Origin of the sequence: Nonomuraea sp. NPDC049421, from assembly GCF_040677005.1 — a bacterium.
Classification (GTDB): domain Bacteria; phylum Actinomycetota; class Actinomycetes; order Streptosporangiales; family Streptosporangiaceae; genus Nonomuraea; species Nonomuraea salmonea.
In genome coordinates this window covers 573,975-595,452 of record NZ_JBFAQA010000001.1, presented here as the reverse complement: position 1 = coordinate 595,452, position 21,478 = coordinate 573,975, and the positions used below count along the sequence as shown (strand labels likewise).

The 21,478-nt window shown below is 72.1% G+C and carries 19 protein-coding genes; 7 read left to right on the top strand and 12 right to left on the bottom strand.

Annotated features, from left to right (window positions below; genetic code table 11):
- Position 1: 1 nt before the first annotated feature.
- Genes AB0K18_RS02740 through AB0K18_RS02720 form a run of 5 tightly spaced genes read left to right on the top strand, consistent with a single transcriptional unit; the run spans position 2 to position 5,041 of the window.
- Positions 2 to 1,807 carry a protein kinase gene (locus AB0K18_RS02740; RefSeq protein ID WP_364908806.1) on the top strand — a complete coding sequence of 602 codons (1,806 nt, stop codon included), beginning with the start codon at positions 2 to 4 and terminating at the stop codon, positions 1,805 to 1,807.
- A 10-nt stretch (positions 1,808 to 1,817) separates the two neighbouring features.
- Positions 1,818 to 2,672 (top strand): AraC family transcriptional regulator, encoded by an 855-nt coding sequence (locus AB0K18_RS02735; RefSeq protein WP_364908803.1) that lies wholly within the window; start codon positions 1,818 to 1,820, stop codon positions 2,670 to 2,672.
- An 11-nt stretch (positions 2,673 to 2,683) separates the two neighbouring features.
- Positions 2,684 to 3,346 (top strand): AzlC family ABC transporter permease, encoded by a 663-nt coding sequence (locus AB0K18_RS02730; protein ID WP_364908802.1) that lies wholly within the window; start codon positions 2,684 to 2,686, stop codon positions 3,344 to 3,346.
- Positions 3,343 to 3,654 carry an AzlD domain-containing protein gene (locus AB0K18_RS02725; protein ID WP_364564281.1) on the top strand — a complete coding sequence of 104 codons (312 nt, stop codon included), beginning with the start codon at positions 3,343 to 3,345 and terminating at the stop codon, positions 3,652 to 3,654. The genes AB0K18_RS02730 and AB0K18_RS02725 overlap by 4 nt, the downstream gene beginning before the upstream one ends.
- A gap of 10 nt (positions 3,655 to 3,664) precedes the next feature.
- Positions 3,665 to 5,041: a protein kinase gene (locus tag AB0K18_RS02720; protein WP_364908799.1), complete on the top strand. Its 1,377-nt coding sequence runs from the start codon at positions 3,665 to 3,667 to the stop codon at positions 5,039 to 5,041.
- Positions 5,042 to 5,291: 250 nt separating this feature from the next.
- On the opposite strand, the gene AB0K18_RS02715 is transcribed toward AB0K18_RS02720, so the two are convergent.
- The 3 genes from AB0K18_RS02715 to AB0K18_RS02705 form a co-directional block, all read right to left on the bottom strand.
- A complete protein-coding gene (locus AB0K18_RS02715; RefSeq protein WP_364908797.1) occupies positions 5,292 to 6,221 on the bottom strand; it encodes an RluA family pseudouridine synthase in 930 nt (309 codons plus the stop codon).
- Positions 6,214 to 6,732, bottom strand: coding sequence for a signal peptidase II (lspA, locus tag AB0K18_RS02710; protein WP_364908794.1), 519 nt, complete (start codon positions 6,730 to 6,732; stop codon positions 6,214 to 6,216). Before lspA ends, AB0K18_RS02715 begins: the two co-directional genes overlap by 8 nt.
- Positions 6,733 to 6,797: 65 nt before the next feature.
- Entirely contained in the window at positions 6,798 to 7,187 is a 390-nt protein-coding gene (locus tag AB0K18_RS02705; protein WP_364366072.1) for a TraR/DksA C4-type zinc finger protein, read from the bottom strand.
- 462 nt (positions 7,188 to 7,649) lie between these two features.
- Between AB0K18_RS02705 and ileS the strand changes: the two genes are divergently transcribed.
- Together ileS and AB0K18_RS02695 are read left to right on the top strand one after the other, a co-directional pair.
- A complete protein-coding gene (gene ileS / locus AB0K18_RS02700; protein WP_364908792.1) occupies positions 7,650 to 10,796 on the top strand; it encodes an isoleucine--tRNA ligase in 3,147 nt (1,048 codons plus the stop codon).
- A gap of 122 nt (positions 10,797 to 10,918) precedes the next feature.
- A complete protein-coding gene (locus AB0K18_RS02695; protein ID WP_364908790.1) occupies positions 10,919 to 11,089 on the top strand; it encodes a hypothetical protein in 171 nt (56 codons plus the stop codon).
- A 41-nt stretch (positions 11,090 to 11,130) separates the two neighbouring features.
- Here the strand turns inward: AB0K18_RS02695 and AB0K18_RS02690 are convergent, their stop codons facing one another.
- The 9 genes from AB0K18_RS02690 to murG all read right to left on the bottom strand — a co-directional run bounded on the left by AB0K18_RS02690 (position 11,131) and on the right by murG (position 21,467).
- Complete coding sequence (locus AB0K18_RS02690; protein WP_364908789.1) at positions 11,131 to 13,479, bottom strand: hypothetical protein; 2,349 nt, start codon at positions 13,477 to 13,479, stop codon at positions 11,131 to 11,133.
- A 62-nt stretch (positions 13,480 to 13,541) separates the two neighbouring features.
- Entirely contained in the window at positions 13,542 to 14,420 is an 879-nt protein-coding gene (locus AB0K18_RS02685; RefSeq protein WP_364908787.1) for a DivIVA domain-containing protein, read from the bottom strand.
- A gap of 106 nt (positions 14,421 to 14,526) precedes the next feature.
- Positions 14,527 to 14,820 (bottom strand): YggT family protein, encoded by a 294-nt coding sequence (locus AB0K18_RS02680; RefSeq protein WP_345401346.1) that lies wholly within the window; start codon positions 14,818 to 14,820, stop codon positions 14,527 to 14,529.
- An 80-nt stretch (positions 14,821 to 14,900) separates the two neighbouring features.
- Positions 14,901 to 15,401 (bottom strand): cell division protein SepF, encoded by a 501-nt coding sequence (gene sepF / locus AB0K18_RS02675; RefSeq protein WP_364366060.1) that lies wholly within the window; start codon positions 15,399 to 15,401, stop codon positions 14,901 to 14,903.
- A gap of 139 nt (positions 15,402 to 15,540) precedes the next feature.
- Complete coding sequence (locus AB0K18_RS02670; RefSeq protein ID WP_364908784.1) at positions 15,541 to 16,233, bottom strand: YggS family pyridoxal phosphate-dependent enzyme; 693 nt, start codon at positions 16,231 to 16,233, stop codon at positions 15,541 to 15,543.
- Between the two features lie 126 nt (positions 16,234 to 16,359).
- A complete protein-coding gene (gene ftsZ, locus AB0K18_RS02665; protein WP_364908781.1) occupies positions 16,360 to 17,898 on the bottom strand; it encodes a cell division protein FtsZ in 1,539 nt (512 codons plus the stop codon).
- A gap of 336 nt (positions 17,899 to 18,234) precedes the next feature.
- Positions 18,235 to 18,903 carry an FtsQ-type POTRA domain-containing protein gene (locus AB0K18_RS02660; RefSeq protein ID WP_364908778.1) on the bottom strand — a complete coding sequence of 223 codons (669 nt, stop codon included), beginning with the start codon at positions 18,901 to 18,903 and terminating at the stop codon, positions 18,235 to 18,237.
- 90 nt (positions 18,904 to 18,993) lie between these two features.
- Positions 18,994 to 20,391 carry a UDP-N-acetylmuramate--L-alanine ligase gene (murC, locus tag AB0K18_RS02655; RefSeq protein WP_364908775.1) on the bottom strand — a complete coding sequence of 466 codons (1,398 nt, stop codon included), beginning with the start codon at positions 20,389 to 20,391 and terminating at the stop codon, positions 18,994 to 18,996.
- Entirely contained in the window at positions 20,388 to 21,467 is a 1,080-nt protein-coding gene (murG, locus tag AB0K18_RS02650) for an undecaprenyldiphospho-muramoylpentapeptide beta-N-acetylglucosaminyltransferase (protein WP_364908772.1), read from the bottom strand. Before murG ends, murC begins: the two co-directional genes overlap by 4 nt.
- Between the last annotated feature and the right edge of the window lie 11 nt (positions 21,468 to 21,478).

The window sequence follows — 21,478 nt, the reverse complement described above, 5'->3', positions numbered from 1 at the left end:
CGTGCACGTCAGCAATCGTTACCGCCTCGTCGAGCCCATCGGCGAGGGCGGCATGGGGGTGGTCTGGCGGGCCTACGACGAGTTGCTCGACCGTACGGTCGCGATCAAGGAGGTCCGCTACACCGGGGTCGGCGACGCCAAGCGGGCCGAGCTCAACCGCCGCACCATCCGCGAGGCCAGGGCGGCCGGGCGGCTCGACCATCCGTCGGTGGTCGTCATCCACGACGTCGTCGAGGAGGACGGCCGGCCGTGGATCGTCATGCAGCTCGTCCGCTCGCGCTCGCTGGCCAGGGTGATCTCCGAGGACGGGCCGCTGCGCCCCGCGCAGGCCGCGGTGATCGGCAGCCGGGTGCTCGACGCGCTGCGGGCCGCCCACGCGACCGGCGTGCTGCACCGCGACGTCAAGCCCGAGAACGTGCTGCTCGCCGACGACGGGCGGGTGGTGCTCACCGACTTCGGCATCGCCTCCATGGAGGCCGAGGCCGGGCTGACCGCGACGGGCGGGCTGGTGGGCACGCCCGCGTACATGCCGCCCGAGCGGCTCAACGGCGAGCCCGCGCGGCCCGAGTCCGACCTGTGGTCGCTGGGCGCGACGCTGTACACGGCCGTCGAGGGGCGGCCGCCGTTCAAGCGCGACTCGTGGGCGGCGACCGTGGCGGCGGTGCTGCGCGACGACCCCGAGCCGCCGGCGCGGGCCGGGGCGCTCGGGCCGATCGTCATGGGGCTGCTGCGGCGCGAGCCGGGCGCGCGGCTGCCCGCCGCCGAGGCCGCCCGCCTCCTGTACGACCTCGCCGCCACCGCCCCACCCCGCCCCGCGACCACCACGGACACCCCCTGGCACGCCACCCCGCCCACGGACGCCTCCGGCCACCCCACCCCACCGCCCCACGCCCCCTGGCAGCCCACACCGCCCCCCGAAGGCTCGGCACACTCCACCCCGCCTCCCCACGCCTCCTGGCAGGGGACGCCGCCGGGCGGGCAGCCGACCGGGGATCGGTGGCCCGCCGGGCAGGGCCAGGTGACGATGGACCGGCCGCGGGGCGGGCGGCGCAAGACGTTGTGGGTGGGCCTGCCCGCGGCGGTGCTCGTGGTGGCGGTGCTGGGCGCCGGCGGCGTGCTGCTGTCCGACCGCTGGACGGGCTCGACCGCCGCGCAGAGCCCCTCGCCCACGGCGGACACCCCGACGGGTGAGCCCACGACGGGACCGCAGGAACCGACGCAGGAGCCGACGCAGGAGCCGACGGAGGAGCCGACGGAGGAGCCGACGGAGGAGCCGACGGAGGAGCCGTCCGAGGACCCCACGGACGACCCGACGGAGGAGCCCACGGACGAGCCCACCGACGAGCCTGAGATCCCGGAAGGCTGGCGGCCCTACCGGAACGCGGACGGCCGCTTCCAGCTCGCCATCCCCGCGAAGTGGCAGGTGCGGAAGACCGACGGCCGCGACAGCGTGTCGGTCACCGGTCCTGGCACTCCCGGCAAGCTGCTGGTGGAGTGGACGGTCCCCGACATCACCTGGACGGACCCGGAACGGCACTGGATCCGCCTGGAGGCGGAGATCAAGAAGAAGGGCGAGTTCCAGGGATACCGGCGGATCGGCATCACGTCCACCGAGTTCCTCGGCCGCCCGGCCGCCGACTGGGAGTTCACCAGGGTCCGCGACGGCGTGACGATCCACGTGCTCAACCGCGGCCTGCGCACCGCCGACGGCCGCCCGTTCGCCGTCTACTGGGAGACCACGCACACGCGCTGGGCCCAGGACCGCCACTACTTCTACGACTTCCTCGAGACGTTCCGGCCCCAGTGAGTAAGACGCTGTGAGCAGGACGACCGAGGAGCGGGCGACGTTCTGGCGGCACCCGGCGGTGCCGGAGACCGACCTGCTGAAGGCCCGCTACGTCACCCACCGCTTCTCCCGGCACGTCCACGACGGTTACGCCATCGGGCTGATCGTCTCGGGGGTTGAGGAGTTCGACTACCGGGGCACGCTGCTCCGGGCGGGCGCGGGCGAGGTGGTGCTGGTCAACCCGGAGTCGGTGCACACCGGGCACGCGGGGGTGCCGGGCGGGTGGGCGTACCGGATGCTCTATCCGTCGATCGAGGCGGTCGCGGCGATCGCGCGTGAGCTGGGCGGGCCTGGCGGGACGCCGCACTTCCCGCGCCAGGTGGTGCGCGACGCCGAGGTGGCGGCGCTGCTGCGGCGGGCGCACCAGGCGGCCGAGCGGGGCGACGCGCTGGCCGCGTCGACGCTGAGCCGCACGCTGTTCGCCCGGCTGCTGACGCGGCACTCCGCGCCGAGGCCGCCCGCCGTGCCGCCCGGCGAGGGCAGGATGGCCGTGCGCGCGGCGCTCGACCTGCTGCACGAGAGCCTGCTCGACCCGCCGACGCTCGACGGGCTGGCGGAGGCGGTGGGGGCGCGGCCGTTCCCGCTGCTGCGGGCGTTCAAGGCGGCGACGGGCCTGCCGCCGCACGCCTACCTGATCTCCCTTCGCGTCGCCAAGGCGCGGCACCTGCTCCTGAGCGGTATGCCGCCGGCGCAGGTGGCGGCCGAGTCGGGGTTCACCGATCAGGCGCATCTCAGCCGGCATTTCAAGCGCGTCGTGGGCGTGCCGCCGGCGGCGTATCAGCGGGCCGCAGGATCGTACAAGAACTCACATTCCCGCATCTCATAGCCTCGGGAGGCATGGAACCGACAACTCACCGTTCCGCGGCAGTGCGGGACGGTCTGGGCGTGGGCCTGGCCGTGGGGCTGTCCGGGCTCGCCTTCGGCGCCGCAGCGATCACCGCGGGCCTGTCCGTGGCGCAGGCGTGCGTGCTGAGCCTGCTGGCGTTCACGGGCGCCTCGCAGTTCGCGCTGACGGGCGCGGTGGGCGCGGGCGGCGACCTGCTGGCCGCCAGTCTCGGCGCGCTGCTGCTGGGCGGCCGCAACACCCTGTACGGCCTGCGCCTGGCCGACCTCCTCCAGGTACGCGGCCCCCGCAGGCTGCTGGCCGCCCAAGGCGTCATCGACGAGACCGCGGCCGTGGCGATGGCCCAGCCCGGCCCCCGCTCCTCGCGTACGGCCTTCGTCACCACGTTCGCCACCCTCTACCTCACCTGGAACCTGACCACGCTGGCGGGCGCGTACGGCACCTCCTTCCTCGGCGACCCCGCCGTCCTCGGCCTGGACGTCGTGGGCCCGGTGGCGTTCCTGGCGATCCTGTGGCCCCGGCTGGCGGGCAGCGCCGAGCTGCGCGGGCTGGCCGCGGTGGCGGCGGCGGTCGCCCTGTGCGCGACGCCGTTCTTCCCGCCCGGCGTGCCGGTGCTGCTGTCGGCCGTGGCGGTCCTGGTGGTGATGGTGCGATGACGTTGTGGTGGGCGATCGCCCTGGTGTGCGCGGGCTGTTACGCGCTCAAGCTCGCGGGCCTCGCCGCGCCGCGCGCGGTGCTGGACCATCCGAAGGTGCGCAGGTTCGCGGAGCTGGTGCCGGTGGCGCTGCTGGCGGCGCTGATCGCGGTGCAGGTGTTCACGCAGGAGGGCGGGCTGAGCTTCGATGCGGCCCGTACGGCGGGACTTGGCGCGGGAATCGTCGCCCTCCTGCTCCGCGCCCCTTTTCTGGTCGTTCTGGCGGCAGCGGCCGCGATGACGGCGCTTGTCCGGTTTCTTCTGGGGTAGTCGCCGCTGCATGTCCAAATCCGCGGTGATGGTCGGTGGGCGTTACCGGCTCCTCAGGACGATCGGCAAGGGCGGCATGGGCACGGTGTGGCACGCGCACGACGAGGTGCTCGGCCGCGACGTGGCGGTCAAGGAGGTGCCTCCGCCTCCCGAGCTGACGGGCGCCGAGCGCGAGGATTTCGCTGTGCGCACGTTCAGGGAGGCCAGGGCGGCGGGCCGGGTGGCGCACCCGGGCGTGGCCACGGTCTACGACGTGCTGGAGGAACGCGGGCACCCCTGGATCGTCATGCAGCTCGTACGATCGCGCACGCTCGGCGAGCTGCTGCGCGACGAGGGCCCCATGACGCCCTTGCGGGCCGCGGACATCGGGCTGCAGGTGCTGGAGGCGCTGCGCGCCGCGCACGCGGCCGGGGTGCTGCACCGCGACGTCAAACCGGACAACGTGCTGCTCACCGAGGACGGCAGGGCCGTGCTCACCGACTTCGGCATCGCCACCACGGAGGACGAGGCGCCGGTCACGCGTACGGGCGTCCTGGTCGGCACCCCGGCCTTCGTCGCCCCTGAACGCGCGGCGGGCGGGCGGGCGCGGCCCGCGTCCGACCTGTGGGCGCTGGGCGTGACGCTGTACCTCGCGGTCGAGGGCCACTCCCCCTTCCACCGGGACAACGCGCTGGCCACGCTGGGCGCGGTGATGCACGCCGAGCCGGCGCCGCTGGCCAGGGCGGGGGTCCTGGCTCCCGTCCTGCACGGGCTGCTGCGCAAGGACCCGGCGGAGCGGATGACGCTGGAGGAGACCGAGCGGCGGCTGGCCGGCATCCTGGCGGGCGGCTCGCCCGAGCAGACCGGGCCCGTCCCGCTGCCCGCGCGTACCGGGCCCGTCGTGGTGCCGCGCCGGCGGTCACGGGTGCTGCCGGTGGCCGCGATCGCGGGCGGCGCGCTGCTCATCGGCATCGTCACGGGCGGGGCGGCCTGGTGGTCGAAGCAGGGCCGTGAGCAGCCGCGCGGCGGGCGGCCCGTACCGGCGGTGGTGACCACCTCCGCGCCGGCCGACCGCGACACGACGACCGAACGGCCCGCGGGCGAGTCACCCCGCAGCGACACCGAGGTGGTCACTCCCCGCAGCTCCCCACCACCCGCCCGAACCCAGCCGAGAACCCCGGACACCGGCGAACGCACCCAGAACCGCCGCCCCCGCCCCGACGACACCCCGACCAGGACGCGGGACGAGACCCCCCGGAAGAACGAGACCCCCCGGAAGAACGAGACGGACCGGAAGAACGAGACAGACCGCCCGCAGCGGCAGAGCGAGTCCCCCTCGGAGCCCTCGGAGCCCTCGAAGCCCTCGGAGGAGACCCCCGGCCAGATCGAAGGCTCGGACGGCGGCTGAGCCCGCTCAGGGGCCGCCGCAGGCGTGATCGGCACAGGGGCCGCAGGGCACGAACCGCGCCCCGCGCGAGGGCCGCTGGGCGCGAGCCTCAGGCCGGCGGCCTGCAGGCCCGGGTCAGGACTCGGCCCGGGTCAGGACCCGGCGCGGACCAGGACCCGGCTCGCCTCAGGACCCGGCTCGCGTCAGGACCCGGCTCGCGTCAGGACCCGGCTCGCGTCAGGACCCGGCGCGGACCAGGACCCGGCTCGCCTCAGGACTCGGCGCGGACCAGGTCGAGGGCCTTCTGCAGGTCCTGCGGGTAGTCCGTGCTGAACGACATCCACTCACCGGTCGACGGGTGCTCGAAGCCGAGCGCGACCGCGTGCAGCCACTGCCGGGTGACGCCCAGGCGGGCCGCCAGCGTGGGGTCGGCGCCGTACAGCAGGTCGCCGACGCACGGGTGGCGCAGCGCCGACATGTGCACCCGGATCTGGTGCGTACGCCCCGTCTCGAGCTTGATGTCCAGCAGGGACGCCGCGCGGAACGCCTCGACCGTGTCGTAGTGGGTCACCGAAGGCTTGCCACCGGCGACGACGGCCCAGCGGCCGTCGCCCGACGGGTGCCGGTCGATGGGCGCGTCGACGGTCCCCCTGAACGGGTCGGGGTGCCCCTGCACGAGCGCGTGGTAACGCTTGTCGACCGTGCGCTCCTTGAAGGCCCGCTTGAGGAACGAGTACGCGTGCTCGCTCTTGGCCACGACCATCGCGCCCGTGGTGTTGGCGTCGAGCCGGTGCACGATGCCCTGGCGCTCGGCGGCCCCGCTGGTGGCGATGGTGTGACCGGCGCCGAGCAGCCCGCCGATCACGGTGGGCCCGGTCCAGCCGACGGTGGGGTGCGCCGCCACGCCGATGGGCTTGTTGACCACGATGACGTCGTCGTCCTCGTACACGATCGTCATGCCCGGCACCGGCTCGGCGACCGGCATGGGCGTGGTGACCGGCGGCGGCATCGTGACGTCGAGCCACGCGCCGGCGTGCACGCGGTCGGACTTGGCCGGCACGCGGCCGTCCACCAGCACCTCGCCCGCGCCGATCAACTCGGCCGCGCGCGTGCGGGAGAACCCGAACAGGCGCGAGAGCGCGGCGTCGAGCCGCTCGCCCTCCAGCCCGTCGGGCACGGGCAGGCTGCGCTGCTCACTCATCCTTGGCCGCCTCCTCCTTCGTCCCGTCGATCTCCTTCGACCCGTCGATCTGCACGTTGCGCCAGGCCAGGATCACGGCCAGGATGCCGCCGCAGACGATGGCGGAGTCGGCGATGTTGAAGACGGGGAAGTAGTCGATGACCGGGAAGTTGCCCGGCAGCACCTCGATGAAGTCGACCACGTGGCCCTGGAGCTGGGTGGAGCGCCCGAACCCCGAGGGGTAGCGCAGCAGCCGGTCGGTGAGGTTGCCGACGGCGCCGCCGAGCAGCAGGCCGAGCGCGATCGCCCACGAGAGGCTGCCGAGCTTGCGCGCCGTGCGGACGATGGCGACGACCACGCCGGCCGCGATGAAGGTGAAGACGAACGTCATTCCGGTGCCGATGCTGAAGGCGGCACCGGAGTTGAAGATGACCCTGAACTGGAGCACGCCGGGCAACACGACCAGGGGCGCCTCACCCTCGAGGGTGCGCAGCACCAGCGTCTTGGTGGCGAGGTCGGCCGCGTAGATCACGGCCCCCAGCGCGACGAGGACGGCGAACAGGCGCCCGCGTGGCCGGCCGGCGGTGCCCCCCTGTCCTACCGGCGCTCCTCCTTCTGCTTGCAGGCCACGCACAGCGTCGCCCTCGGGAACGCCTGGAGGCGTTCCTTGCCGATCGGCTTGTGGCACGATTCGCACACTCCATAGGTCCCTGCGTCGATCCTGGCGATCGCACGTTCGTTCTGCGCGACCAGATCGCGCGCATTCAGGGTAAGGGCGATCTCGCGTTCGCGCTCGTACGTCTTCGCGCCGGCGTCCGCCTGGTCGTCGCCCGCGCCCTGTGTGACGTCCCCAGAGGCTATCTCCGACTCGTGGCGCAGGATGTCCGCCTCGAGCTCGTCGATCTCCTGCTGGAGCCTGCCGCGTACCTCGGCCAGCTCCTCATCCGACCACATCGACGGTGTAGCGGTCTGCGTGACTGCCGCCATGGCTGCCTCCATGCTGATCAAGGCCGTGAATGGTGCGGGCAGCTTAGGATCCTGATAACGGAACGGCAAACGACCCGCCGGACGGTTTACCTAGCCCGTACTATCCCGCCTCGCGCATTCAACTCCTCCACACCGGCGTCCATTCCCACATCTTTGCGCCCTTTACGACTCACGTACCGCTGGGCGGCGATGAACCTCCTGACCCGGAAACCTGGAAGCCTTGACCCCGACTCTGCGTTATGGTTTAAGCCTGCAAGGCGTTGATGGGGCCCGCTGTGAGGGATATCACCCCGGAGCCGCCGGAAGAACGGCTCGTCAGAGCTCATTAGACCCGGCAGCAGTCGAATGAAGAGGGCCTCGCCCGCGGGCGGGGTCAAGAAGGGTGGTACCGCGGGGCCGCGAGGCTTCGTCCCTTCACGCAAAGCCCTACCGGCCGCTTCACGCGTGGAGGTCACGCCCGAGATGTCTTCCCCAACGTTCCGCTCTCTTCCCGCGCAGGTCGACCTGCCCGCGCTCGAGCGCGAGGTCCTGGACCGCTGGCGGGACGGGAAGATCTTCGAGCGTTCCGTCGAGCAGAACGCCGGCAACCCGTCGTGGGTCTTCTACGAGGGCCCGCCCACCGCCAACGGCCTGCCCGGCGTGCACCACGTCGAGGCCCGCGTGTTCAAGGACCTGTTCCCGCGCTACAAGTCGATGCGCGGTTTCAGCGTCCCGCGTAAGGCCGGCTGGGACTGCCACGGGCTGCCCGTCGAGGTCGGCGTCGAGCGCGAGCTGGGCCTGTCCGGCAAGAAGGACATCGAGACCTACGGCATCGCCGAGTTCAACGCCAAGTGCCGCGAGTCGGTGCTGCGCCACGTCGACGCGTTCGAGCAGATGACCGAGCGCATGGGCTACTGGATCGACCTGTCCCAGGCCTACCGCACGATGGACCCGTCCTACATCGAGTCCGTGTGGTGGTCGCTGAAGGTCGTCTTCGACAAGGGCCTGCTGTTCCGCGACTTCCGCATCACCCCCTACTGCCCGCGCTGCGGCACCGGGCTGTCCGACCACGAGCTGGGCCAGCCGGGCGGCTACGAGACCGTCTCCAGCCCGTCGGTCTACGTCCGCATGCCCGTCACCTCGGGCCCGCTGGCCGAGGCCGGCGCCTCGCTGCTGGTCTGGACGACCACGCCGTGGACGCTGGTCTCCAACACCGCGGTCGCCGTCCACCCCGACGTCACCTACGTCGCCGCCCGCACCGCCGACGGCGAGGTGCTGGTCGTGGCCGAGCCGCTGCTGTCGGTGCTCGGCGAGGGCGTCACCGAGGTCTCCCGCCACTCCGGCCGCGAGCTGGAGCACACCACCTACAGCCGGCCGTTCGACCTGGTCGACATCCCCGGCGCCCACTACGTCGTGCTCGGCGACTACGTCACGGTCGAGGACGGCACCGGCCTGGTCCACCAGGCTCCCGCCTTCGGCGCCGACGACATGGCCGTCATCAAGCGCTACGACATGCCCGTCGTCAACCCGATCGGCCCCGACGGCCGCTTCCTCGACGACGTCCCCATGGTGGGCGGCCGCTTCTTCAAGGACGCCGACGAGGAGCTGACCGAGGACCTGCAGCGGCGCGGGCTGCTGTTCCGCGGCGGCCACTTCGAGCACAGCTACCCCCACTGCTGGCGCTGCCACACCCCGCTGCTCTACTACGCGCTCCCGTCCTGGTACATCCGCACCACCGCCGTCAAGGACCAGATGCTGGCCGAGAACGCCGGCACCAACTGGTACCCCGACACCATCAAGTGGGGCCGCTTCGGCGAGTGGCTGCGCAACAACGTCGACTGGTCGCTGTCGCGCTCCCGCTACTGGGGCACGCCGCTGCCGCTGTGGGTGTGCACGCAGGACGAGTCCCACGTCACGTGTGTCGGGTCGCTGGAGGAGCTGGGCGCGCTCGCCGGCCAGGACATCTCCGCCCTCGACCCCCACCGCCCCTACGTCGACGACGTCACCTTCGACTGCCCGTCGTGCGGGGCGCCGGCCCGCCGCGTGCCCGACGTCATCGACGCCTGGTACGACTCCGGCTCCATGCCGTTCGCCCAGTGGGGCGAGCGCGGCAAGCCCGAGGGCGTCTACCCGGCGCAGTTCATCTGCGAGGCCACCGACCAGACGCGTGGCTGGTTCTACTCGCTGATGGCCGTCGGCACGCTCGTCTTCGGCCAGTCCTCCTACGAGAACGTGCTCTGCCTCGGCCTCATCCTCGCCGAGGACGGCCGCAAGATGAGCAAGCACCTCGGCAACATCCTCGAGCCGATCCCGCTGATGGACCAGCACGGAGCCGACGCGCTGCGCTGGTTCATGGCCTGTTCGGGCTCGCCGTGGGCGGCCCGCAGGGTGGGGCACGGCACCCTTGAGGAGATCGTCCGCAAGGTGCTGCTGACGCTGTGGAACACGGCGTCCTTCTTCACCCTCTACGCCAACGCCGAGTCCTGGTCGCCGTCCCGGCTCTCCCAGGCCGTCCCGCCGGCCGAGCGCCCGCTGCTCGACCGCTGGGCGCTGGCCGAGCTGCACCGCACGGTGGCCGAGGTCACCGCGGCGCTCGACGACTACGACACCCAGCGCGCCGGCCGCCGCCTGGCCGACTTCCTCGACGACCTGTCCAACTGGTACGTCCGCCGCTCGCGCCGCCGCTTCTGGCAGGGCTCGGAAGAGGCGTTCGCGACGCTGTACGAGTGCCTGGAGACGGTGATCAGGCTGATGGCGCCCATCACGCCGTTCATCACCGACCACCTCTGGGACGTCCTGCGCGCCGACGACGCCCCGTCCTCGGTGCACCTGACCTCCTGGCCGCAGGCCAGGGAAGACCTCATCGACCCGGTGCTGTCCGACCAGATGGCGCTCGTACGCCGCCTGGTCGAGCTGGGCCGCTCGGCCCGTGCCTCCTCCGGGGTCAAGACCCGCCAGCCGCTGCGGCGGGCCCTGGTGGGGGCGCACGACTGGCCGTCGCTGCCCGGCGAGCTGCGCGGGCTGGTCGCCGACGAGCTCAACGTCCAGGCTCTGGAGGACATGTCGGGCTTCAGCGCCGACCTCGTGTCCTACACGGTCAAGCCCAACTTCCGGGCGCTCGGCAAGCGGTTCGGGCCGCAGACCAAGCTGGTGGCCGCCGCCCTGGCCGCCGCCGACGCCACCCGCGTGGCCCGCGCGCTGCGCTCGGGCTCCACCGTCATGGTGGAGTCCGAGGAGGTGGGCGAGGTCATGCTCGGCCCCGACGAGGTGATCGTCACCGAGCAGCCCCGCTCCGGCTGGGCCGTCGAGACCGGCGCCATCGGCACCGGCACCGGCGAGACGGTGGCGCTCGACCTGGAGCTGACCGACGAGCTGCGCCGCGCGGGCCTGCTGCGCGAGGTCATCCGCCTGGTCCAGGACGCCCGCAAGTCGACCGGCCTGTCCATCACCGACCGCATCGACCTGTGGTGGACGACGACGTCGCCCGAGCTGGCGACGGCGCTGCGCAGGCAGGGCCAGGTGGTGAGCGAGGAAGTCCTCGCCACCTCCCTCACGGAAGGCACCACCGCCGACCTCCCCGCCCACACGGACGAGGACCTCGGCCTCACCTTCCAGCTCCGCCGCGCCTGAACGCCGAAGTGAGACGGCCCCTGGCGACCACCGCCAGGGGCCGCCCCATGGGCCCCTCGGCCAGGGCAACACCCCTCAGACAGAGCCACCTCCGAGCGCCGGCCCGGACGTCTTACTCAGCGGTGAGCGACGCCACCGTCTTCCGCAGAAGCCAGCGACACACCCACCTGCTCATCAGCGAGCAACCCGCCTACCTCCCCACAGGAGCCAGCGGCACGACCGCCTGGCTCAGCGGCAAGCAGCCCACCGGCCTCCCGCAGAAGTCGGCAACGCACCTGCCCTGCCGGCGGTGAGCAGGCCGGCTGCCTTGCGGTGGTGAGGAGGAGCTGGTTGTTCAGCTGACCCTTTGGCGGTCGTGTTGGCAGACCGGGCAGCTCGTCAGGCCGGCGGCCTCCGCGGCGGCGAGGGTCATCGTCTCCACGCCGTCGCCCGCTCCTCGGACCAGAGGGCAGGCGGTGCCGTGGTAGCGGCGGGTACCGGTGATGACCTTGACCGTTTGCGGCCCTCGTGCCTTGCCGTTTCCGTTGCCCTTGGACCCCGCCGGCTCGTCGCCGGGCTTGGAGCTGGACGATCCGGCCTTGGAGCCCGCGTCCTCGGCGTCTGTCGTCCTGGAGTCCGCGGGTCCCGCGTCGGTGGTCTTGGAACCGGTGCCGCCGTTGGAGGAGCCGCTTCCCTCAGCTCGGGGTCCTTGCCCCTGGGAAGCGCCGCCCTTGGCCGCAGCGCCGGAAGGACCGGTCTGCCCCTTGGGAGCATCAGTGGAAGGTCTGGCCTGACCCTTGGGGCCGTCAGCGGTAGGTGCGGGTTGTCCCTTGGGAGCGGTGCCCGAGGTGACTCCCTGCGAGCCGGTCCCGCCACCGCCCTGCGGCCCTGAGGCGCCCTTGCCCGCTTGCGGCCCTGTGCCGCCGGCGGCGCCTGGTGGCATGGTGCCGGTGCCGTTGGTGCTCCTGGGGTCGTCCGTCGCCGTGGACGGGGTTCCGTTCTTGGAGCCTGAGCCGCCGCCGGACGGCGGACGCTCGGCCCCGCTCTTGCCCGGTGCGGCTCCGGGCTTGGCGCCGGAAGTCCTGGACGGCGCGCCCGGAGGCAACGGGCCCCGGGGCTTGGCCGTCGCCTCGGCCGAGGACGCGGGCCGCTCGTGCAGGATCACGGTCTCCCCCGGCGCGGGCTCGTCACCGGCGGGACGCTTGCCCGGCTTGCTCCCGCCCCCTGAGGGACGCTCCGAAGCTCCGGACGCCCCAGGACGCTCCTGAGCCTTGGACGGGCCAGGACGTTCCGTCACACCGGACGAGCCTGGACGTTCCGAAGCCCCGGACGAGCCCGGACGCTCCGGCGCACCGGGCTTGGGCGCCCCACCCGCGGGCTTGGGCGCCCCAGGGCGCTGTGGCATGCCCGACGCCGTCACGCGTGGCTGCGGCGCCGTGGCGGGCCCCGCGGCGTCATCATCAGCCTCACCGGAGCCGGACGCCGGTCCGGCCTTGCCGCCGCCCGACCCGGCCTGATCACCGCCGGGCTTGCTCCCCTTCCCGGACGTCCCGGACGAGGACTCACCAGTCGTGCCCGGCTTTCCGGAAGCGGAACCGCCGGCGTTCCGCGTCATCTCTGACGCGGCACCACCGGCCGTGCCCGGCTTGGCGCCCGTGCGGCTCTGGTCGGTGCCTGGACGGGGTGAGGCGGAGCCCTGTGCGGGCTTCGCGGGGGTGGGGACGCTGGGGGACGTCTCGTCGTCGGAGGCCCCGGTCGGGTCGCCGGAACCACCAGCCGCGGTCGTGCCCTTCGCGGGCGTGCCCGGCTTGCCCTTCGCGGGTCCTGACGTCGGCGCTCCGGGCTTGCCGGAGGTGGAGTCGGCTCTGCGCGCGAAAGGCGGCGGACGGAAATAGGAAGTCTCTGCATCCGCCGGCTCGTCGTCCGAGCCACCACCGGTGTCGGTGCCGGTCTCGGGGGCGGCGGAAGGTGAGCCCGTTGCCTGGTCGGCCGGGGCGGCCGAGGGACGGCCGAACCACCCGGCGGCGCCTTCCTCGTGGGCGGCGGCAGGCTCCGGGCTGGGGGTGGAAGCCTTCGTGTCGGGCTTCGGCGAGGTGACCGGCGGACGAAGGTCGCGGGTCTCCGCGGAGTTGTCAGATCGGCTCTTGGCAGGAGCGGTGCCGGGGTGGGCCGCGGGCTCGGGGTCGGCGGCAGGCGGCAGCTGCCGTCCGCCGAGCGCGGCGTCGGGCAGGCACGTCGTGCAGGGCGTGAAGCCCTCCTCGCGTGCCTCCTCGTACGTCAGCTCCTCATGATCCCGTCCGGCCAGCTGCCTGCACCCGGGGACGTGGTAGCGCTTGCGCCCCGGGATCACCAGCACGATCGCATCCGGCGCGATGCCGGCGGCCGCGGGGCGGCGCGGAGCGGGGGCCGGAACGGTCGCCGTGCGCTGCTGCGGTGCCTGCGGATGCGGTCGGGACTGCGGGGGCGGCTGCTGAGCCATGGGGCCGGTCTGGGTGTACGGCTGCGCGGGCGGCATGAGCCCCTTCGGGGGGGTGGCCGGCGCAGCGGCCTGCCCACCTCCGGGAAAAAGCTCGTTCCGTCGCAGAAACGCCCCGATCACCAGGAACAGCGCGGACAGCACGCTGACCACGATGGACCACATGATCAGGAACGGCTTCGCCAGTACGAAGCCCGCGATCAGCAGCACCACTGCCGCGAGCACCAAACCAGCACTGATAAGGATCACAGGGGGCTCTTTCGAGTGGCAGGTCCTAGTGACCCGTTACTTTACCGCCGGTCGTTGTGGGGACCGTCACCGCCGGGGAAAGCGCCCTGCGGAGCGTCGCCGCCGAACGGGCCGGGGCCTCCGGGGAGAGGCTGCTGGCCGCCCTGGGGCACGGCGTGCGACATGGCGGGTGCCTGGCCCTGCGGACCACCGGACAGCACGGGGAACCCGCCGCTGCCTTCGGCGGAGACGTTGAGCTCGGCGAGCTGGTTCTCCAGGTAGAGCTTGAGCCTGCTGCGGTATTCGCGCTCGAAGCTGCGCAGTTCCTCGACCTTGCGCTCGAGCTCGTCGCGGGTCTGCACGAGCGAGCCCATCGCCTGGCGGTGGCGCTCCTGGGCGTCGCGCTCGAGCGTCTCGGCGCGGGCCCTGGCGTCGCCGATGACCTGCTCGGCCTGGCGGCGCGCCTTGGTGAGGATCTCGTCGGCCTCGCGCCTGGCGCGGGTCACCGTCTCGTCCGCCTCCCGGCGGGCGTCGGCGATCGCCTGGTCGGCGGTCTGCTGGGCGAGGGCGAGCACGCGGGCCGCGGTGTCCATGTTGTCCTCGGCGGGAGGCATGTTCATGGCCACGGGAACCTGCGGCTGCTGCTGCACCGGCGGCGGCTCGGGGGCCCGCATGGGCTCCGGCTGCGGCGGCTGCATCATCTCGGGTTTGGGCTGCTCCTGGACCGGCGCCGAGGCCATGGGCATGTTCATGCCGCCAGGCACCTTCCCGCGCAGGCACTCGGCCAGCTTCGCGCGGAGCTCCTCGTTCTCTTGGATCAGGCGGTCGAGCTCAGCCTCCACCTCGTCGAGGAAGGCATCGACCTCCTCCTCGTCGTAGCCCGGCCGGAGCCGGGTGGTACTGAACTGCTTGTTCCGCACATCAGCGGGCGTCAGCGGCATTTTTTGGTCTCCTTGGCGCGCTTGGAGTCTGTCCGGAGGACGGTAACCCGAATCACTTCAGCGCGGACACGAGTTGGATCACGACCGGCGGCCCCACGGGCTCCGCTCATCGTGGGCCGAGGGCCCCGGCGATCTGAATCAAGATCAGAACCACGATGAACAGGACAGTGAAGCTTAGGTCAAAGGCCACCGTACCCAACCGGAGCGGAGGAATGAAACGGCGGAGGAACTTGAGGGGTGGGTCAGTTGCGGTGTACGTGGCCTCCGCCACGACGAGCACCACTCCGGAGGGACGCCACTGCCGGGCGAACGCCTGCACCGTCTCAAAGATCATCCTGCCGATGAGCAGCACCAAATAGAGAGACAGGACTACGACCAAGATCCCACTCACGATCTCCACGGCCCGGCCGCGCCTCCACTTCTGATGTGCCTCCAGGTCTTGGGGTAGACCTGGTTGGGTCCGATAGGCATACAGAGACTCTAACTCTGATTGAAGAACCCGCGTTCCGCGATTCGAGCCTTGTCCTCGGCGGTCACCTCGACATTGGCAGGGGACAACAGGAACACCTTGTTGGTAACACGTTCAATGCTGCCATGTAGGCCAAAGACGAGACCTGCCGCGAAATCAACCAGCCGCTTGGCGTCGCTGTCGACCATCTCGGTCAGGTTCATGATGACGGGGGTGCCGTCACGGAAGTGCTCGCCGATCGTACGCGCCTCATTGTAGGTGCGGGGGTGCAGGGTGGTGATGCGGGCCAGATCGGTCGTGCGGCGCTCCACGATGGTGGTCGTGGGCCTGGGTGCCGGGACCCCCGCCTCGGGCTCGTCGTCGCGGTCCTGGACCGCCACGGGACGCTCCTCGCCGGGCCGCTGCACCTCGTCGTCGTAGGCGTAGTCGTCGGTGTAGGTCTCGTACCTCTCGTAGCGGTCGTCCTCCACGAGACCGAGGTAGACCGCCATCTTGCGCATCGCGCCGGCCATCGCTACGTCGTCCTCCTGCTCATGGTCGCACTCGCTCGGGCCCGTCGCCGTGCCCTGAGGCGGTAGGCGTACCCCCTGGAGCTCACCGCTGACTCGACCTCTACTTGGTCATGGGCCTGAAGACCCACTTGAGGGGACATTACCTGACGAAGGGCTTGCGACGACCGAGCAACGCCGTACCGACCCGCACGTGTGTCGCGCCGTACGCGATCGCCTCGGCGAGGTCGGCGCTCATGCCGGCCGAGACCATGGTCGCGCGGGGGTGCTGCTCCTGCAGCGCCACCGCGAGGTCGCGGAGCCTGGCGAAGGCCTTGGCGGGCTCTTCGTCCAGCGGCGCCACGGCCATGACGCCGCCCAGCCGCACGCCGTCGGCCAGCGCCACCTCGTCGGCGAGCGCGAGCAGGTCGGAGGGCCTGGCGCCGCCCCTGCCGGGGTCGTCGTCGAGCGCCACCTGCAGCAGGCAGGTGATCTCGCGGCCCTGGCGGACGGCCTCCTTGCTGATCGCCTCCACCAGCCTGAGCCGGTCGACGGAGTGGATCACGTCGGCGTAGCCGACCACGGAGCGTACCTTGTTGGTCTGCAGCTGACCGACGAAGTGCCAGGTCAGCGGCAGCCCCGCGAGCTCGCGGGCCTTCGGGGCGGCCTCCTGGTCGCGGTTCTCGCCGACGTCGCGCACGCCCAGCTCGGCCAGGATGCGGACGTCGTCGGCGGGCCTGGTCTTGGTGACGGCGATCAGCGTGACCTCGCCGCGGTCGCGGCCCACGGCGTGGCACGCCGCGGTGATGCGCTCGTCGACCTCGGCGAGACCGTCCGCGATCTCGTCCCTTCTCACGTGCCTCTCCCTCTTCGCTTTCACCAGGTGACCGGCTTTTGGCGCGTTCCCGCCGCCGTACGCACGACGGCGCCGCTCCCGGATCCCTGCGGGGAGCGGCGTCAGGCGGGACAACGTGGTTACCGGCTATTTGAGGAAGTCGGGAACGTCGAGTTCCTCTTCCTGCTCCTCGAAGATCACCCGGGGACGTTTGGGGGGCTCCGACATGCGGGAGGTGATGGGCGTGGGCGGGTTGGCGGGCTCGGGCGTGGGCCGGGGGATCGAGACGGGGCCGGACGGCCCGTCTGCGGACTCTCCCAGCTCGGACCTGTCGTCGCGATCGCCGGAACCCGAACGCTCGGACACCTGGTCGTGCACCGGCTCGACCGGCCGCACCGGCTCCGGCCTCGACTCGGCGCGCGGCTCAGGACGGAACTCCGAACGCGGCTCGGGCCTGGATTCGGCGCGCGGCTCTAGGCGCGGCTCGACGCGGGGCTCGGGACGCGGCTCGGGTCTCGCCTCGGCGCGCGGCTCGGGCCTGATCTCGGGACGCGGCTCGGGCCGGAAGTCCGTACGGGGCTCAGGACGCACCTCAGCGCGCGGCTCAGCCCGCAACGGCGGCGGGTCGGACTTGATGCTCGGGGAGGCCACGTTCGGCCGCGCAGGCGACGACACGGGCGGCGCGGGCGGCGCGGCGGGACGGCCCGCCGGCCTGGGCGCCTGCTTCTCCGCCGGGCCGGGCACGTCGTCGAAGCCGGCCGCGATCACGGTGACCCGCACCTCGTCGCCGAGCGCGTCGTCGATGACCGTGCCGAAGATGATGTTGGCGTCGGGCGCCGCGGCCATCGACACGAGCTGGGCGGCCTCGTTGATCTCGAACAGGCCGAGGTCGGAGCCGCCCGCGATGGACAGCAGCACGCCGTGCGCGCCGTCGATGCTGGCCTCGAGCAGCGGGCTGGAGACGGCCATCTCGGCGGCGGCCACCGAGCGGTCGTCGCCGCGGGCGTGGCCGATGCCCATGAGGGCCGAGCCGGCGCCCGACATGACCGACTTGACGTCGGCGAAGTCGAGGTTGATCAGACCGGGCGTGGTGATCAGGTCGGTGATGCCCTGGACACCGGAGAGCAGCACCTGGTCGGCCGCCTTGAAGGCGTCGAGGACGCTGACCTGCCGGTCGGAGATCGACAGCAACCGGTCGTTGGGGATCACGATGAGCGTGTCGACCTCGTCACGCAGCGTCTCGATGCCCGCTTCGGCCTGCGATGCCCTGCGTCGTCCCTCAAAGCTGAACGGACGGGTCACGACGCCGATGGTGAGCGCGCCGAGCGACCTCGCGATGTTGGCCACGACGGGCGCGCCGCCCGTGCCGGTGCCGCCACCCTCGCCCGCCGTGACGAAGACCATGTCGGCCCCCTTGAGGACCTCCTCGATCTCCTCACGGTGGTCCTCGGCCGCCTTGCGGCCGACATCGGGGTTGGCGCCGGCGCCGAGCCCGCGCGTGAGCTCACGGCCCACGTCGAGTTTCACATCGGCGTCACTCATCAGCAGCGCCTGGGCGTCGGTGTTTATCGCGATGAACTCGACGCCCTTGAGTCCCTCCTCGATCATCCGGTTGACGGCGTTGACTCCGCCGCCGCCGATGCCGACGACCTTGATGACCGCGAGGTAGTTCTGCGGTGCTGCCACGACGAGGGGCCTTTCCGCTCGTTGACTTGCCATTTCGGTGCGGATTGTCTCCGCTTTTTCTCAGTTCGGATAACTCTCAACCTCAGGTTGAGATTTAGATTTATGTCAACCTGAGGATTGATACGGACAGTAGGAGTTACGCTCCGGGCGGGTCAACTAACCGCGCCGCAAGCACGTCCGGCGTGTCGCGCGCTGTCCGTTTCGCTCCGCAGTCACGCCTGGTGGCGAGCCTCCTATGCCGAAAGTCCGGCTTACAGGCTCTCATGTCGCGAGCCCCGCCCGGCACAGGCTCGGCGATGCCGTTGCCCCGGACTTGCCGGGCCCTGACGATCACGATCACTTCAGCGTCACCACGTCCGGGGAGCTGACGTCGTAGAAGGTGGCGGATCGTTCCTTTTTGAGAAGCGAGGCCAGGATGCGGCCCTTCTCCTCGGGACGGTCGGGCCCGCCCCAGAGCACCGTACGCCCGTCGGACAGCACCAGCGTGACGCCCTCTGCCGTGCCCGCGCGCACCTGCCTGACCTTGCCCGCGACCTCGGGCGGCACCGCCCGCACGACCTTGAGCGCCGCCGTCATGACCGGATCGCCGGGAACGGGGCGGTCGACCTTGAGCACCGGCAGGAGGGGCGGCACGGCCGACTCGACCTCGATCACCACGCCCTGCCCGTCGACGATCGCCACCTTGCCGCCGGTCTCGATCGCCGCGACCGGCTCGCGCTCGACCACCTCGATCTTGAGCGTGCCGGGCCAGACGCGATCGACCTTGGCGGAGGCGAGCTGCCTGATGCCGAGGACGCGGCCCTCGACGTCGGCGAGGTTCACGGTGGCCAGGGGATGCAGGTCGGGCACGCCCGCCTGCTGCTTGATGCGCTCGCCCGGCACTGTGAGATTTCCCACGATCTCGATCGAGCGCACCCCCAGCACCGGCGAGAAGAACACCAGCCAGGCGGCCGTGCCCACCACTCCCGCCGTCAGCAGCACCAGGAACGCCGTGCGCGCCTTCATCGCCCTCCCACGTACATGCGGCTCATGTCGGCACCGAACCTACGCCGACGGCGGCGCGCGGCCCGCGCGCCACGCCCAAAGCGCGGGCGCTCAGGACAGGCGGGCGACGATCTGCGGTCCCAGCTCGGTGACGTCGCCCGCGCCCATCGTCAGCACGATGTCGCCGGGCCGCGCCCGCTCGGCCACCAGCCCGGGCACGGCCGACCTGTCGGGCGCGTACGCCACCCGCCCGGCCGGCAGCGGCACCCGCTCCGCCACCATGGCGCCGGACACCCCGGGCTCAGGGTCCTCCCTGGCGCCGTAGACGTCGAGCACGATGGCCTCGTCGGCCAGGCCCAGCGCGGCGCCGAACTCGTCGGCGAAGAACCGGGTGCGCGAGTAGAGGTGGGGCTGGAAGATCGCGATGACCCGGCCGGTGCCGGAGTAGGAGGCCACCACGTCGCGCGCGGCCCGCAGGTCGGCGGCCAGCTCGGTCGGGTGATGGGCGTAGCTGTCGAAGACCGCGACGCCGCCCGCCTCGCCCTTGGCCTCGAAGCGCCGCTTGGCCCCCGTGAACGCGCCCAGGCCCTCCCTGATCTCCTCGAACGGCAGCCCCAGCTCGTCGGCCACGGCGATCACCGCGGTGGCGTTGAGCGCGTTGTGGGCCCCGGGAACGGCCAGCCTGACCTCTCCCCTGCCCTCGATGGAGAACACGGTGCCGAAACCGTCGGGCCTGACCTCGCCCACGCGGTAGTCGTCGCCGCGCAGCCCGTACGTCTTGACCCGCAGCCCGCGCTCGGTGGCCCGGCGCGTCAGCTCGGCCGCCCCCGGGTCGTCGGCGCACAGGATGAGCAGCGAGCCCACCCGGTCGGCGAAGCGCGCGAAGCTGTCGTGCACCGCCCGCGGGTCGCCGTAGTTGTCGAGGTGGTCGGCCTCGACGTTGGTGACCACGGCGATGTCGGGGGCGAGCATGAGGAAGGAGCCGTCGCTCTCGTCGGCCTCGGCCACGAACACCCCGCCCTGGCCGTCGTCGGCGCCGAGGCCGGTGGTGACGAGCTGGCCGCCCACGCAGTAGGACGGGTCGGCGCCGCACTTCTGCAGCGCCACCGTGAGCATGGAGGTGGTGGTGGTCTTGCCGTGGGTGCCGGCGATGGCGACCGCGGTGCGGCCGGCCATGACGGAGGCCAGTGCGGCGGCCCGCGGGATGATGCGCAGCCCCTGCTTGAGCGCCTCGCCCAGCTCGGGGTTGGAGTCGCGGATGGCGGTGGAGACGACCACGGTGTCGACGTCTCTGATGTGGGAGGCGGCGTGGCCGATGTGGACGGTGGCGCCCAGCTCGCGCAGCTCGGTGATCAGCTCGGAGCTGCGCGCGTCGCTGCCGGTCACGCGTACGCCGCGCTTGAGCAGGATGCGGGCGATGCCCGACATGCCGGCGCCGCCGATGCCGATGAAGTGCACGCGCCCCAGTTCTTCGACGGCGACGGGATCGACCAGCTTCACGAGACTCATCCGGCTATCTCCAACACTTTCCTGGCAAGCATGATATCGGCGTCCTTGCTCCCGAGCCTGGAGGCGTTCTCCGACATGACGGCGACCCGCTCGGGGTCGTGGAGCATGGGCAGCACGTAATTGATGATCCATTCGGCGGACAGCTCGGCGTCGTCGACCACCAGGCCGCCGCCGCCCGCCACGATGCGCTCGGCGTTGATGCGCTGCTCGCCGTTGCCGTGCGGCAGCGGCACGTAGGCGGCGGGCAGCCCCACCGCGGTCAGCTCGGCGCACGTGAGCGCGCCGCTGCGGCACAGGGCGACGTCGGCGGCGGCGTAGGCGAGGTCCATGCGGTCGACGTAGGGCAGCAGGACGTATTGCGGGTCGCCGGGCGGCGGCTCGTGCTCGACGGTGTTCTTCGGGCCCAGCACGTGGAGCACCTGCACGCCGGCCCTGCGCAGCGCGGGGGCGGCGGCCAGCGCCGCCTGGTTGATCGAGCGCGCGCCCTGCGACCCGCCGAACACCAGCAGCGTCGGCCGGTCGTTCTCCAGGCCGAACCACGAGCGCGCCTTGTCGCCCATGGACAGCCGGTCGAGCGAGACGATGTCGCGGCGCAGCGGGGTGCCGACGTATTCGGCCTTGGGCAGCAGCTGGGCGTCGGGGAAGCCGGTGAAGACGTGGTCGGTCAGCCGGGCGCCCAGGCGGTTGGCCAGCCCCGGACGCGGGTTGGCCTCGTGGACGACGATCGGCAGGCCGCGCCGCTTGGCCGCCAGGTAGGCGGGCGTGGCGACATAGCCGCCGAAGCCCACCAGCACGTCGGCCCGCACCCGGTCGAGGATGCTCGCCGTGGCGTTGATCGCCCCCGCGAGCCGGCCCGGCACCGTGAGCAGGCTCGGGGTGATCGTCCTTGGCAGGGGCACGGCGGGCACCAGCTCCAGCTCGTATCCCCGGGCAGGCACGAGCCGCGTCTCCAAGCCGCGCTCCGTGCCCACGCAGGTGATGCCGACGCTCGCGTCAAGATGGCGCAGCGCGTCCGCAAGGGCGAGCGCGGGCTCGATGTGCCCGGCCGTCCCCCCACCGGCGAGGACCACCCTCATCTCGGTCACTC